Source organism: Solirubrum puertoriconensis, from assembly GCF_001483135.1.
Taxonomy (GTDB): Bacteria; Bacteroidota; Bacteroidia; order Cytophagales; family Hymenobacteraceae; genus Solirubrum; species Solirubrum puertoriconensis.
In genome coordinates, this window is sequence record NZ_LNAL01000008.1 from 390,221 (window position 1) to 404,286 (window position 14,066).

General features: G+C 62.3%; 12 protein-coding genes. 3 read left to right on the forward strand and 9 right to left on the reverse strand.

Annotation, left to right across the window (positions count from 1 at the left end; genetic code table 11):
* Positions 1–9 precede the first annotated feature (9 nt).
* The 5 genes from ASU33_RS15840 to ASU33_RS15860 all read right to left on the reverse strand — a co-directional run bounded on the left by ASU33_RS15840 (position 10) and on the right by ASU33_RS15860 (position 6,411).
* Positions 10–2,220, reverse strand: a complete 2,211-nt coding sequence (locus ASU33_RS15840) for a hypothetical protein (RefSeq protein WP_059071815.1) — start codon at positions 2,218–2,220, stop codon at positions 10–12.
* A complete protein-coding gene (locus ASU33_RS15845) occupies positions 2,217–3,764 on the reverse strand; it encodes a BatA domain-containing protein (RefSeq protein WP_160328214.1) in 1,548 nt (515 codons plus the stop codon). Before ASU33_RS15845 ends, ASU33_RS15840 begins: the two co-directional genes overlap by 4 nt.
* Positions 3,765–3,825: 61 nt before the next feature.
* Positions 3,826–4,707 (reverse strand): DUF58 domain-containing protein, encoded by an 882-nt coding sequence (locus tag ASU33_RS15850; RefSeq protein ID WP_059071817.1) that lies wholly within the window; start codon positions 4,705–4,707, stop codon positions 3,826–3,828.
* A gap of 11 nt (positions 4,708–4,718) precedes the next feature.
* Complete coding sequence (locus ASU33_RS15855; protein WP_059071818.1) at positions 4,719–5,705, reverse strand: AAA family ATPase; 987 nt, start codon at positions 5,703–5,705, stop codon at positions 4,719–4,721.
* 82 nt (positions 5,706–5,787) lie between these two features.
* The gene (locus tag ASU33_RS15860) at positions 5,788–6,411 is read right to left on the reverse strand and encodes a DUF4159 domain-containing protein (protein WP_059071819.1); all 624 of its coding nucleotides are present in this window, start codon (positions 6,409–6,411) and stop codon (positions 5,788–5,790) included.
* Between the two features lie 138 nt (positions 6,412–6,549).
* Here ASU33_RS15860 and ASU33_RS15865 point away from each other — a divergent pair, with 138 nt between their 5' ends.
* The 3 genes from ASU33_RS15865 (at position 6,550) to ASU33_RS15875 (ending at position 8,753) form a co-directional block, all read left to right on the forward strand.
* Entirely contained in the window at positions 6,550–7,224 is a 675-nt protein-coding gene (locus ASU33_RS15865) for a porin family protein (protein ID WP_059071820.1), read from the forward strand.
* A gap of 152 nt (positions 7,225–7,376) precedes the next feature.
* The gene (locus ASU33_RS15870) at positions 7,377–8,000 is read left to right on the forward strand and encodes a porin family protein (RefSeq protein ID WP_059071821.1); all 624 of its coding nucleotides are present in this window, start codon (positions 7,377–7,379) and stop codon (positions 7,998–8,000) included.
* A gap of 120 nt (positions 8,001–8,120) precedes the next feature.
* On the forward strand, positions 8,121–8,753 hold the full coding sequence (locus ASU33_RS15875) for a porin family protein (protein ID WP_059071822.1): 633 nt from the start codon (positions 8,121–8,123) through the stop codon (positions 8,751–8,753).
* A 57-nt stretch (positions 8,754–8,810) separates the two neighbouring features.
* Here the strand turns inward: ASU33_RS15875 and ASU33_RS15880 are convergent, their stop codons facing one another.
* The 4 genes from ASU33_RS15880 to ASU33_RS15895 all read right to left on the reverse strand — a co-directional run bounded on the left by ASU33_RS15880 (position 8,811) and on the right by ASU33_RS15895 (position 14,066).
* Positions 8,811–9,479 carry a hypothetical protein gene (locus ASU33_RS15880; protein WP_059071823.1) on the reverse strand — a complete coding sequence of 223 codons (669 nt, stop codon included), beginning with the start codon at positions 9,477–9,479 and terminating at the stop codon, positions 8,811–8,813.
* Positions 9,480–9,542: 63 nt separating this feature from the next.
* Positions 9,543–10,868 carry a TldD/PmbA family protein gene (locus tag ASU33_RS15885; RefSeq protein ID WP_059071824.1) on the reverse strand — a complete coding sequence of 442 codons (1,326 nt, stop codon included), beginning with the start codon at positions 10,866–10,868 and terminating at the stop codon, positions 9,543–9,545.
* 74 nt (positions 10,869–10,942) lie between these two features.
* A complete protein-coding gene (locus ASU33_RS15890) occupies positions 10,943–12,592 on the reverse strand; it encodes a TldD/PmbA family protein (RefSeq protein WP_059071825.1) in 1,650 nt (549 codons plus the stop codon).
* A gap of 142 nt (positions 12,593–12,734) precedes the next feature.
* Positions 12,735–14,066, reverse strand: a complete 1,332-nt coding sequence (locus ASU33_RS15895; protein ID WP_059071826.1) for a TldD/PmbA family protein — start codon at positions 14,064–14,066, stop codon at positions 12,735–12,737.

Genomic DNA, 14,066 nt, shown 5'->3' on the forward strand with positions numbered 1-14,066 from the left:
TATGGCTGGCTAGCGGCTAAGCTCTTGAAAGTAACGGCGCGACATAGAGCCCGCCGCCGGCCGCACCGGCGGCGCAGTTGGCGCAGGCAACAGGTTGGTAAGGGCCCGATCGACTGCAGCCAAATCAGCAGCGCGGGGTTGCTGGGCAGTTCGCACTGCTTGTAGTACCTGGCGCCAAGCGCGCAAAGCGGCCAACGAAGCGCCCGGTTGGTTAAGCGCCGCTTGGCCCAGCAGGGCGCTGGCGGGTTGCAAGTGCCCTAGGTCGGCGGTGCTGGGGCGTTGGCCGGCGCGGTACGCGGCTATTTGCGCCAGCGCGGCGCGCACGGCCGGTTGCGTAGCCGGCGGCGTGCGTTGGGCTTGGCGCATGGGCACCTGCACCGCGCCTACATCGCCCGAAAGGCGTTTTTCAGCTTCGGGCAGCGGCGGCAGATCGACGCCGGATTTGCGCACGTACACGCGGGTTTGTTGCTGTACTTCTTTCAGCAGGCGCAGCGCGCGGTATTCAAAAGGTATTGCTTCGTTCAGCTTCGCTAAGCGCAGGCGTAGCTCGGCCTCCCACATTTGGTTGAGCACAGCGCGCAGCTTGGTTTTTACCTGCGGCTCCAGAAAGTCAGCGGTTTCTTCGTCCTCGTGCAAGTGCATGTAGGGCTGCGTCAGGGCCTCGGTGCTGGGGGCGCCTTCGCTGGCAATGGGCAGGTGGTCGTGGCCGTCGTCGGCGCTGTGCTGCTCTTCCTCGGCCTCTTCGCCTTCTTCGGCAATGGGCGGGCGGGTGGAGGTTTCGGTAATACCTTTCTCCGACTCCTCGCCCAAGAACTTGCCGTAGCGCAGGCGCAGCATCTTCTGGTCGTCGCCTAGGTTATTGGCACGGCTCTGCAGCTCGGCGGCGGGCAGCTTGCGGCGCAGGGCAATCAGTTTTTCGGTATCGATGATGATCTGGCGCTGACTGCGGAAGTACGCAGGCATTTGATTAACGCCCAGTGAAATAGCGGCCGGGCCGCTGGTGGCGCTTGTGTCTTCCCACTGCACCAAGGCGGCATCGGTACGGGCGCGGTGGCCGGCATTGTCCCACGCCTCGGCGTACACGTACAGCTCATCGCCGTAGGTGAGGCCCAAGGCAGGCAAACGCAGCGTAACGTTGCCCGTGTGCTGCCGGGGCTTGCTACCTAGGGCCGCGCTCAGGTCGCGGATGTGCTCCGTAAACTTCACGGCCTCGCCCGAGCCTTGCGCAGTGGTTACTACCAAACGGGCCCGAGCCAGCCCGTAATCATCCTGCAGGGCAACGCGCACCGCTACTTCGGGCCGGCGGCCATACTCCACCAAGGTGTAGGGCTTCGGCGAAACCATTTTGAGCGTCGGAGCGCGGTCGGGCACCACCTCAATGGCGTAGTCCTCCGAGTCCTGCCCCGCAAAACGCACGCGGTAAATCGTTGATTTGCTGACGCGGTACTCAGCTACGTACCGATTGGGTTGATTAGCTACCGCCCGAAACGCCAGCGGCCGCTGCCCGGCAATCAGCAGCTCCGAAGCCTTGACGGGCTTATCGGTGCGCAGCGTCCAGCGGATGGTAGAGCCCTCGGGGCAGCGGAACGAAAGCGCTTCGGGGGCAAAAGCTGGTTGGCGCGTGTAAGCCGGCGGCAGCACCTGCACCGTGGTGGCGAGCAGGCGCGACGCGGCCGGTGCAGGTGCTGCCTGCGCCGTGGTTGTCGGAAACTGCAGCTGCAGCCGCGGGGCCGTCGGTTGTGCTTGCGCCGCAGGCCACAGCCAGAGCGCAACACCTAGGGTTGTTAAGGCCACAGCCACGCCGGCCCTAGGTGCCCACGGCACCCGCAGCGCATCGGGCAGCGGCAAATGCAGCAGGCGCTCGGCAATGCGCTCTTGTTGCAGCTTGGGCAAAAAGCCGTTGGGTTTGCTTAGTAACAGGCCGGTGCTGTCTTCCAGCTCAGGAAAGTACCGATCGAGGCGTTGGGCGAGGTGATGGGTGCCAAAGCCTCGCAAACGCCACAGCGCTACCACCAGCAGGCCCAGTGCCGCCACACCCACGCCGAGCCACAGGGCCCGGCTTTGCGGCCAATGGTACGCCGCGCCCAGCAAAGCCAGTAAGGCGCCCGCGGCAACTACGCTAATTGAGAGGGCCACAAGCCCTAGGTGCTGGCGCCGCACGCGGGCCAGTTGGGCTTGTGCCTCCGCTACTTGCGAAGAGTACTCCTGAACGCGGCTCATGCGGCTGTGGCGGTTGAAGTTCGACGACGAGTCACGACTCGCTCCAGGGCAAACAGCAGCCCGGCAGCTAGGGCTACCCACGGCTGCAAATCGGCGTAGCGGGTGGCAGGCCGCAGGCTTTTCTCGGGTGTGTCGGCCGGGGCGTAGGCCAGCACCTGCGCAGCATCGAGCTGGCGGTAATCGGCAGCAGCGCCTAGGTCCGTATCGGGTGTCAGGAAGTTTAGCAGCACTTCGGGCAATTGGCCATCGGTGGGCAGACTGCTCCACTGCGGGTGCACGCGCGTGAGCAAGCTGTACTTGACTCCTCGGCCTATTGGCTGACGCACGAGCAACGGCTGGCCCGCGGCATCCTGCCACAGCACTTGGCTTTGGCTACCTAGTGGGGCAGCCGCCGAGCGGCGGAAAAGCTGCGCCGCTGAAGCGTAAGCACCTGGGCTGAAGCCGGTGGTTACCGCTTGCGCCTGTGCGCCGGCCGTTTGCAGCAGGTGCAGACCATATTTCACCCGCTCGCGCACCGCAGCTGGAGCCGGCGAGTTGCTCAACCATATCAGCCAATCGAGCGAATCGGTTGGAGGTGTAGAGCTTACCCGCAACTGCAAGCCCGCCGGGAAAGCCGAGGCGGCCGCCCGCAACGCCGCGCGTACGTAGCGGGCATCCTCGGCGTGGGTTTTAGCATCGAAGTAAACGGCCACCCGAAGCGGCTGCTGCACTACAATAGGTTGCGAGCTTGGCTGAGCTGAATCGGGCTGCTGCGGTTGAATAACCAACTGCTGGCCGTGCTGTACCAGCTGCAGCGGCGGCAGATTGGGCAGCGTAAGCGCATGCGGCAGTTGCGTGGGCCAAGCTTGGCGGTAGTTGCGGTAGGTGGTGCGCGCGCCGTTGCCGTAGCCAATTACCAGCCGGAGCGAATCGGGCGTGGGGCGTACGGCCGCTTGCAGCCACGCGCCGCTGTCGGCAGCCGCCGGCACGGTTTGCCAGCGCACCCGCGTGGGCAGCAGCGGGCGCGTACCCCGGAAGTGCCGAGCTTCGGCCGTGGTGTAGATGCGTAGCGGGCGGTTCGGAAAGCTGTCGGCCGCCTGGGCAGCGCGTGCCCAGTACCACTTGGTCGAAGCTTGCGGATCGGTGACAGCAGTAGCGGCTTGGAGCAACGAATCGGGCAGGAGCCGGAACCCCGCGCCTAGGTAGCGCAGCTCGGCACCGCTGCGGCGGAGCGAGTCGAGCGTAGGCAGCAGCACGGGCCACGCCGGCGAGGCCAACACGCTCGGGCTTAGCAGTACTTGCGGGCGGAGCGGCGGGGCGGGTTTGCTCCACCTAGGGCCGGCAATGGCCAACGCCAGCAGCCCAAGCAAGGCTAGGCGTAGCAGCAGCAAGGGCCACTGCGTAAGGTGCAGCTGCCGCATGCGGCGGTTGGCGCCCGGTGTTAGCCAGCGCAACGCGCCAACCGGCACCACCCGGCCGGGGCGCCGGTTCCAGAGGTGGATGGCCAGCGGCACCAGCAACCCGGCAAGGGCAAGCAAGGCAGCAGGATTGGCGAACGTGAGCAAAGCAGGCGGAATAAGCAGGAAACAGACGGAGGAGCCCTAGGTAAGGATGCTTGCCGCGAGGTCAGACGGGGGCACCCTGGCGGCGGCGCAGCACCTGGCGCAAGGCTTGGGCTGGCGGCTCGTCGGTGAGTAGGCGGTAGTAATCGAGGCCGTGGCCGCGCACCGATTGCTCGGTGCGGCGCAGCCAATCCTCGAGCTGCCGCTGGTACTCGGGGCGCTGCGCCGGGTCGAGCTGCAGGCGTTGGCCGGTTTCGAGGTCTTCGAGGGTGGCGGTGTTGGGGTAGTCCAGGGTTAGCTCGTTGGGCGCGAGCAGGTGCAGCACCATCACCTCGCCGCCGGCGGCGCGTAGGTGCGTGAGTACTTGCTCGAGCTGCGAGCCTTCTTCCAGGTCGTACAAATCGCTCAGCACCACGGTTACCGTAGAGCCTTGCCGCCCAAACAGCGGCGCAAGGGTGGGCGCCCCTGGCAACGAGCCCGCGGCCTGCACGGCACCTAGGGCGTGGTACAGGCGCTGCAGCTGGCCGGCATCGGAGCGCGGCGGTACGGTTTGCAAACCAGTGGCCTGCACTGCGTAAAAGCCCACAGCGTCGCCTTGCTGCTGCGCCACGTAGGCCAAGCCCGCCAGCAGCAGGCGCGCGTAGTCAAGCTTGCTCACGCCGGCACTGTCGGGGTGGTTCATGGAGGCGCTGGCATCAAGCACCAGCCGCACGGTCAGGCGCGTATCCACATCCGACTCGCGAATGTAGTAGCGGTCGGAGCGGGCGGCCAGGCGCCAGTCGAGGCGGCGCAAGTCGTCGCCGGGTTGGTAGGGGCGGTACTGGCTGAACTCCATACCCGCGCCGCGCCGGCGGCTGGGGTGCAGGCCAGCCTGCCCGCCCTCGGCAATTAGGCGGGCCACTAGGGGCAAGTTGCGCAGAGCGAGCAGGGCGGCGGCGTCGAGCACGGCAGCAGGGGTTAAGCGTTGCCGATGGGCAGCTCTTTCAGCATCGCGGCTACCGCATCGTCGGGCGTGAGGCGGTCGGCTTCGGCCTGAAAGTTCAGCAGCAAGCGGTGACGCAGCACCGGTGCGGCCAGTTGGCGAATATCCTCGGCGGTAGCTGCAAAGCGACCGTGGAGCAAAGCGCGGGCTTTGGCGCAGAGCACCAAGGCCTGGCCCGCGCGAGGCCCGGCGCCCCAGCGACCGTAATCCTGAATAAACTTCACCGGTGAGCCATCGGGCCGCGTGGCTCGCACCAGGCGCGTTACGTACAGCAGCAGCTCGGGGCTAATGCTTACCTCGCGCACCAGCTGCCGCAGCTGCCGCAGCTCTACGGCGCCAATTACCGGCTCGGGGTGGCCCACCGAGGTGCCCGTGGTGCCCTGCAGAATGGCCAGCTCCTCTTGCTCCGAGGGGTAGCCAATGCGGATGTACAGCAAAAAACGGTCGAGCTGGGCTTCGGGCAGCGGGTAGGTACCGGCCTGCTCGATGGGATTTTGCGTGGCCAGCAGAAAGAAGGGGTCGGGTAGCGGGTGCGTTTGGCCGGCATACGTCACCTCAAACTCCTGCATCACCTCGAGCAGTGCCGCCTGGGTTTTGGGCGGCGTGCGGTTGATTTCGTCGGCCAGCACCAGGTTGGCAAACACCGGCCCGCGCATAAACTGAAACGAGCGGTGCCCAGTGGCGTGGTCTTCCTCCAAAATTTCAGTGCCCAAGATGTCGGTGGGCATCAGGTCGGGCGTGAACTGAATGCGGCGGAACGACAAATCGGTAGCGGCGGCTAAGGTGCGCACCAGCAAGGTTTTGGCCAAGCCCGGTACGCCCTCGAGCAATGCGTGGCCGCCAGCAAGCAGGGCTACCAGCACCTCGTCGAGCACCTCGTGCTGGCCCACGATTACTTTGCCTATTTCCTGGCGCAGGCGGGGCAGTTTATCGAGCAGGCGGTGGAGTTCTTGTTCCGTCATGCGAGCAGGCGGGGTAAGCGGGGCGGTTTGGGTTGTAGAAGCTGACACTGATGAGGGCAGGTTGATGGGCTAGCTGTGCGAGCTACGCCGTGAGGGCATACAGCAGAATGTTGACGCCGAACTTGGTGTTGTCTTCGGCCAGAAAGCGTTTGTTGCGAAAGTCGTAGTCCCACTCGCAGCCGTAATCCTTGTTGGAGTACAGCACCCCGATGCGGCCCTTGATTTCTACGGCCTTGAGGTAGTCGTGAATCAGGTCGTCGCCCCAGCCGTTTAGCTCGAACGTGGTAGCCGGAGGGCCATCCTTAAACTTGAAAAACTGCGAGTAGATGGGGTGCGTGTTGGGCAGCTTTTTAAGAGCATTGCTGCCGAAGCACTGGCGCATTTGCTCCTCAAACGAGCGCGCAAACAGCCCGTCGATGTCGTGGTTGCAGTCGTCGACGAACACGAAGCCGCCGTTGCGCACGTACTGGGTAAAGTTCTTTTTTTCGGCCGCCGTAAACTGCACCAGCCGGTGGCCCGAGAGGTAGCAGAACGGGTAGTTGAATAGCTCCGGCGAATCGAGCGCCACCACCTTCTCCTTGAGGTTCACCTTCACGGTGGTGTACTCGATCAGCGAGTGCAACAGGTTGGCAGGCATGCGTTCGTCTACGGCATCCCAGTCGCCGGAACGGTAGCTGAGACGCACGAAGGTGAAAGGAGTGGGCACGGTAAGAAGTAACTCGGCGGATATTGCCAACAGAGACACAAGCTGACCTAGGCAGGACGTACGGTTGGGCTTAACATTTTTTCAGAATTTGAGCGTAACCTCAAACCAAGCAAACCTTCAGTCATCAGCCCCTAAGCTATGAAACAAAACACCGTAGCCCTAGCCGCCCTGTTGCTCCTCGGGACCTTGCCGGCAGCGGCTCAAACACCGGCCGTGCGTTGGGGGGTGAAAGGGGGCGTCAACATAGCCCGTTTGGCCGAGGGCTTCGACGAAACCTCTGACAACTACACCTTCGATAAGGCCGGGCCGCACCTAGGGGCGATGCTCGAGTACAGTTTGGGGCAGCGCTGGGCGCTGCAGCCCGAGGTGTTGGTGTCGTGGCAGGGTAGCGGTTACAACCAACTCACGTTCAGCCTAGGGCCGGCACCCATTCAGGAAGAAGCCGTGCGCAAGGTGCGCCTGACTTACCTCAACGTGCCGGTGCTGGCCAAGCTGCGCCTAGGGCAGGTGTTTAGCGTGCAGGCTGGGCCGCAAGCGGGCGTGTTGTTGAGTGGCCGCTTGAAAGGGCGCCTGAGCAGCAGCGAGGAAGTAGACCGCTCCGTAACGGATGCTTACAAGCGCTTGGATGTGGGCCTGACCGGCGGCATTGCTGCTTCGTTCCAGCCGGGCTTGCAACTGAGTGCCCGCTATTACTACGGCCTGCTCGATGTGGCCCGTAGCAACCCCGATCCGGCCGACTTCGCCTACGGCGGCTACCAGCGCGTGGTGCAGCTTTCGGTGGGGTACTTGCTTCCAGCCAAAGCCGCAAAGTAAACCTAGGGATGGGCTGTAGCAGCTAAGTAGATACTCGGGCTACTCCGCAGCGACGCAGTGCAACCAGCTACGTTTGGTGCTACTGTTCAGCCGCTTGCCGCAGCGTTGCGTAAGTACACGGACTTTTCTCCGCTCTGCTTACCCCTAACGCTATGAAACCAACTGCTTTGTTACTCCTGGGCGGCCTACTCGTTGCCGGCTCAGCCCACGCCCAACTCGGCGTAAAAGCGGGCCTGAATGCCGCCTTGCTCGACGGCGACAACATTTCGGCCCGGTCCGAATTCAAAACCACGCACCACGTAGGCGTTTTCTACGAGGCCAAAGTTCTGGGCCCGATTTCCATTCAGCCCGAGCTGCAGTACTCGTTGCAGGGCGGCACCTTCAAATCGGCCGTTACCAACTTCGACACCAAGCTGCACTACCTCTACGCGCCGCTGGTGGCCAAAGTGCGCATTGCCCGTGCCTACGTAGAGGCCGGGCCGCAATTCGGCTTTTTGCTGAAAGCTCGCGAAGAAGGCCAGGTAATGGTGGGCGAAGACGAAAACGGCGCCGCCGTAGTGGCGTCGCGCGCCCGCGACGCTTGGAGCCGCTACGAGAAAACCGACATGAGCCTGTGCGTAGGTGCGGGCTTTAAGCTCATCGGCGGCTTATCGGTAGGCGCCAGGTTTGTGGCCGGCCTCAGCGACGTGAACGACGCCAAGAGCATCACCGGCCTCAACGACGAGCGGCTGCGCAACCGCGTCGTCCAAGGTTTTGTGGCCTTTCAGCTGCCCTAGGCGCTGTGCTTGAACAGGCGCACCTAGGCACTTGCCCAATACCACCCAAACATGCTATTGTAAAGGCGGCAGCAGCGCCGGAACTTGCGCAGCTTTTCTTACTCTCGCGTAGTTTTTGCCATGAAAAAATTCCTGCTGTTGTTGCTGCTGAGCGTGTTTACGGGTGCCGCCGCCCAAGCTCAGTATTTCGGCGTGAAGGGCGGCGCCAATGCCGCCGTGCTCGACGGCGAACGGATATCGGCCAAGTCGGATTACAAAATCACCTACCACGCCGGCATCTTCTACAACTACAACATCATTGGTCCGCTCTCCATCCGGCCCGAGCTGCTGTACTCGCTGCAAGGCGGCGAGTTTAAGGGTGGGCAAGAGGACTACGAAACCAAGCTGCACTACCTCAACCTGCCCCTGCTGCTCGACGTGAAGATTGGCCCCGTGCACCTGCAGGGCGGCCCGCAGTTTGGTGTATTGCTCACGGCCAAAGAAACCGGCGTGCTCCTGACGGGCTACTCGCCCACGGGTCAAGCACAGTACAGCAACGTAAGCGGCCAAGTAACCGACCAGTACAAGAAGCAGGACTATAGCCTGTGTGCCGGCCTCGAGTTGGAAGTGACCAAGAACCTGTCCCTAGGTGGCCGCTTCAACTCGGGCCTGAGCAACGTGGAGGACTTCGACGACATCCGCAGCGCCAACGACCCGCGCCTGAAAAACCGCGTGTTCCAGGGCTACCTCGCCATCCGGATGAGCAACAAGTAGTTGCTGCCAACCCACCAAAAAAGCCCGTCCACCTAGGCCGGGCTTTTTTGTGCTAGTTTATTTTGCTGCCTGCTCCTGCAGGTGTTGGTTGTAGAGACTGACGATGTTAGGCATATCGCCATAGCGAAACCCTTTCGCGCCTTGCAGAATCTGTTCCTTCACAGCCAAGCAGTCCTGCGTGTAGGTGCTCATTTGCGCCTGAAAGTCGTTGCGTCGCACGCGTTCCAATTTGTTGTTGTGCCGTACGTACCACGTGCAATCCGGTATGCCGCTCAGGGCCCCCGTGAGTGCCGCAACACCTACGCCCATAAGCGGTACTGGAAACACCTTGGCATCAACGTACGCAAATAGTTCCACAGGGCCATCGACTACTCGGCGGGCCATAATCTGCGGGTGCGCTTCGTCGGGCAAGCGCATGGTTTCAAAGTAGTTGCCGCGCACCGTCATGGAATGCAGCTTTTCTACTTTGGCAAAGGCCGGCTCCGGAAACGGGCGTACCTCAGGGCTGGAGTTGCGGTAGGGTACCGTGCCTTCGTACCCTAGCTCTCTCCAGGGTAAAAAAGCCCGAATGGTACGTCCGTCGGCAGCAACAACCATGGTGCCCAGGCCAAAACTTGCGGTGGGTTTGGTATCCTGCCACCTGAGCGAATCGGGCGGCAAGTTGCGTTGCGCAAGGGCCGGCGTCACCGCCAGCAAAGCAAGTAAGAGAATAGAGATACGCAGCATAGGCAAGCAAAAAGCCGCCTCAACCACGAGGCGGCTTGTAAGTTAAGCGGTTGCGGGCAAGAGTTACACCGCGTCGGAAAGCGAGGTGAAGGTGAAGTCGCGGATCTTGAGCGGGGGCACCAGGTTACCACCTAGGCGCTGCGCCCGGCCCACGGCCTCAATGTTGTTCAGCATAATCACCGGCGACTCGTTGAAGCGCATGTTCTTGATTGGGTGTTTGATCTTGCCCTTCTCGATATAGAACGTACCGTCGCGCGTAAGGCCGGTAACCAGCAGTGTTTGCGGGTCCACGTCGCGGATGTACCACAGGCGCGTTACCAGGATGCCTTTCTGGGTGCTCTTGATTAAGTCGGCCGTGGAGGCGGTGCCGCCTTCCATTACAAAGTTGCCGGTAAAGCCCGTAGGCGCCACCTTGTTTTTCTCGGCCCAAAAGCGTGAGTAGTACAGGTTTTTCACCACGCCCTTCTCGATGATAGGCAGCTTCTTCACCGGCAGGCCTTCGTTGTCGAACACGCCGCTCGGGGCCAGCGGGTTGGTGGGGTCGACGCTGATGCTCACGCGCGAATCGAACAGCTTTTCGCCTTTGCGCGTACCGCCGCCTTTCTTGCTCAGGAACGAGCGGCCCTCGTCGGCCTCGCGGGCATCGAAGGCATATACCAATCGGTTGATCAAGCCTTCGTCGGATACCAGCGCGGCGGGCTCCAGAATTACCGTGTACTTGCCCGGCTCAATGGCTTTGGCGCTGACGGAAGCTGAGGCCTTGTCGGCTGCCACCTTAGTCAAGGCTTTGGCGTCGAACTTGGCGGCGTCGGTAAAGTCGGCCACGGCGTAGCCCGAGCCGAGGCCGTCGGGCGTGCGCACCGTCACCGAAAAATCGACGTTGGTGAACTGCTGGTAAGCCTCCAGGCCCTTGCTGTTGCGGATGGCCGCAAAGCTGGCGCCGTCCTCCAGGTAGCCCGCGGCGGTAAGCTTGCGCGCTTCGCACAGGGCAATGCTGTCGCCGGCGGCTTGAGCCCGAAAATCGGGCGTGATGCCGGCCGTGCTTTGCGCAAATGAGTTGGCCGCCAGGTACTGCTGCGGACTGAGGCGCGGCATGTAGTCGGGGTCTTCGGGCGCGAGGCGGGCAATTTCCTCGGCACGCTGCACGCAGCGGCGCAGCGTTTCTTCGTCGAACTGGTTGCAGGTGGCCACGCCCGAGCGGCGCCCAAACCAGCACTGCACCACCAACGATACGTTATCGGCCGCGCCGGCCGTGGTTACGGTGTTGCGGGCGTAGCGCACGTTGCCGGAAGTGCGGCCGTTTAGGTTCGCCTCGCACTCGTCGGCTTTCGTGAAGCTCATGACCTTTTTCAGAATGGCCTGAGCATCATCTTTTGATAGGATAGGCATTGGTTGCTGTTGAGAGAGGAGAGAAGAACGAAAAGCTCCCCTCCTCAGATGGGGAGGGGAGCTTTTTCGCTGCGCTAGATTTTGCGAGCCGTGTTAATGACGTTGACGCCGTTGAAGCGCGTGGTGGCCGAGCCGTGGCTTACGGCCGAGCTCTGCGAAGGCTGGCCCTTGCCGTCGTTGAAGAAGCCCACGAGGCGGTAGTCCGACTGGTCGCAGGTAGCGGCGCAGGAGTTCCAGAACTCCAGCGTGTTGGCTTGATAAGCCACGTCCTCCAGCATACCCGTGATTTTGCCGTTCTCGATGGCGTAGAACACCTGCCCGCCGAACTGGAAGTTGTAGCGCTGCTGGTCGATGGAGAAGGAGCCGTTGCCAGCGATGTAGATACCTTTCTCCACGTTCTTCACCATGTCATCGACGCTCAGCTTTTGCGCGCCGGGGCGCAGGCTTACGTTGGGCATGCGCTGGAACTGCACATCCTGCCACGACTGCGCGTAGCAGCAGCCGTCCGATTCGTTCTGGCCCACGATGTGCGCCTGGTCGCGGATTTTCTGGTAATCCACCAGCTTGCCGTCCTTAATCAGGTCCCACTCCTTGGTTTGCACCCCTTCGTCGTCGTAGCCCACGGCACCTAGGGAGCCGGGCTGGCGCTTGTCGGCCACGATGTTGACGAGCTTCGAGCCGTAGGGCTTGCCTTGTTTTTTCCAGTCCAGCGTAGCAAACGAGGTGCCCGCAAAGTTGGCCTCGTAGCCCAGCACGCGGTCGAGCTCCAGCGGGTGGCCCACCGATTCGTGAATGGTCAGACCTAGGTGATGCGGATCGAGCACGAGGTCGTACTTGCCCGGCGTTACCGATTTGGCCGTGAGCTTTTGCTTGGTTTGCTTGGCGGCCAGAGCAGCGTCCTCCAGAATGTCGTACGAGTTCTTGTAGCCGATAACATCCGAGCCGGCCGGCCCGGCAATCTTGTCCTGGGCTTTGGGCGTGAGGTATTCGTAGCCTAGGCCCATGGAAGCACTCAGGGCTTGCCGCGTCCGGAACTTGCCCGTGCTGCGGTCAACTACCGTAATGCCGAACGTGGGCCAAATGCGGTGAATGTCCTGGTCGATATACGAGCCGTCGGTCGAGGCAAAGTACTTCTGCTCGTTCACCTGAAACAAGGCCGAGTTCACGAACGAAGCGCCGTTTTCCATGGCCTTGGCGTTGGCGGCCAGCAGCAAGTCAACCTTCTGGGCAATCGGCACCTCAAACGCATTTTGCTGAATCGGGGCTTTCCACGACACCTCGCCGTAGCCCTTTTGCGGGGCCAGCTTCACGGGCTCCTTCTGGGCTTTGGCGTTGGCCTTGGCAATTTGCACCGCCAGCTGCGCGGCCTTGGCCAGGCCAGCTTCCGATACGTTGTTGGTAGCCGCAAAGCCCCAGGTGCCGTTGGCAATTACGCGCACCCCGGCGCCGTAGCTCTCGGTGTTGGCAATGTTTTGCACCTGCTTTTCGCGGGTAAACAGCGCCTGATTCAGGTAGCGCCCAATGCGCACATCGGCGTACGAAGCACCGGCCGATTTGGCCGCATTCAGGGCTGCATCGGCCAGGCGTTTATTAATAGCGGCGTCCATCACCGGATCGAACAGGCGAGCCAGCTCTACCGGCTCGCCGGCCAGGCTCGGGAACGAAGGCAGGAACAGGGCACCGGCAGCCAGGCTGGTAAGGCCCACAAAGTCGCGACGTTTCAAGGTATTAAGGGTAAGGCAGTGAGAGGAGGGGAGAAGTAGCTGGCTGGCGCATGGGTGCCAAGTAGGCACCTAGGGCTCAGTGCAAAAAGACCCCGCCCGGCTGGGCCGAACGGGGTCCGCAGCATGCGGCAGCGCTGTTGGCTTAAACAGCGTCCGAAAGAGAGGTGAAGGTGAAGTCGCGAATCTTCAGAGGGGGCACGAAGTTGCCACCCAGGCGCACCGGGCGGCCAATGGCCTCCAGGTTGTTGAGCATGATAATGGGCGACTCGTTGAAGCGGAAATTCTTCACCGGGTGCTTGATTTTGCCGTTCTCGATGTAGAACGTTCCGTCGCGGGTGAGGCCCGTGTACAGCAGCGTTTGCGGATCGACGGGGCGGATATACCACAGGCGCGTTACCAGGATACCCTTCTGGGTGCTCTTGATGAGGTCGGCGGTAGAAGCGGTGCCGCCGGCCATGATGAAGCCGCTAGGGCCTGGAATGTCCGGAATACCAGCTTTTTGAGCCCAAAAGCGCGACGAGTACAGGTTCTTTACCACGCCCTTTTCAATCCAGGTAGTCTTCTGGCGCGGGCGGCCGTCGCCGGCAAACACCAGGCCCGGAATATCGGCCGAGGTAGGATCGGAGTAAATGGTAACGCGCTCGTCGAAAAGCTTTTCGCCTTTCTTGTTGCCGCCACCTTTCTTGCTCAGGAACGAGCGGCCTTCGTCGGCGTTGCGGGCGTCGAAGGCATTCATCAGCGCACCCAACAGCGAGGCATCGGTGTTCGATACCAAGGCAGCAGGCTCCAGAATTACGGTGTACTTACCCGGCTCGATGGCCTTGGCGCCTACCGAAGCCGCGGCTTTGTCGGCTGCAATCTGCGTCATGCGGCCCGCATCAAACTTGCTGATGTCGGTGAAGTCGCCGGCGGCGTAGCCCGAGCCGAGACCGTCGGGCGTGCGCACGGTTACCGAAAAGTCGAGGTTGGTGAACTGCTGGTAAGCCTCCAGGCCTTTGTTGTTGCGCTTAGCGATAAAGCCCGATTCGTCTTCCAGGAAGCTAGCCGAACTGAGCTTCTTCTGGTCGCACAGCTTGATGCCGGCCAGTGCTTGCGAGGCGCGGTAATCGGGCGTGATGCCGGCCGTGCTTTGGGCAAACGATGGGGCTGTGAGGTACTGCTGCGCACCCAGCAGCGGTACGTACTCAGGGCTTTCGGGCGCCAGGCGGGCTACCTCTTCGGCGCGCTGCACACAGCGGCGCAGGGTAGCGTCGTCGAACTGGTTGCAGGTGGCCACGCCGGAGCGCTTGCCAAACCGGGCCTCTACGGCCAGCGAAATATTGTCGACGGCACCGGCGGTGCTCACCGTGTTGCGGGCGGTACGGATGTTGCCGCCGTTGGTGCCGTTGAGCGTGGCTTCGCACTCGTCGGCGGTGGTGAAGCTCAGCACCTTTTTCAGGATGCTCTGGGCTTCGTCACGGGAAAGAATAGCCAT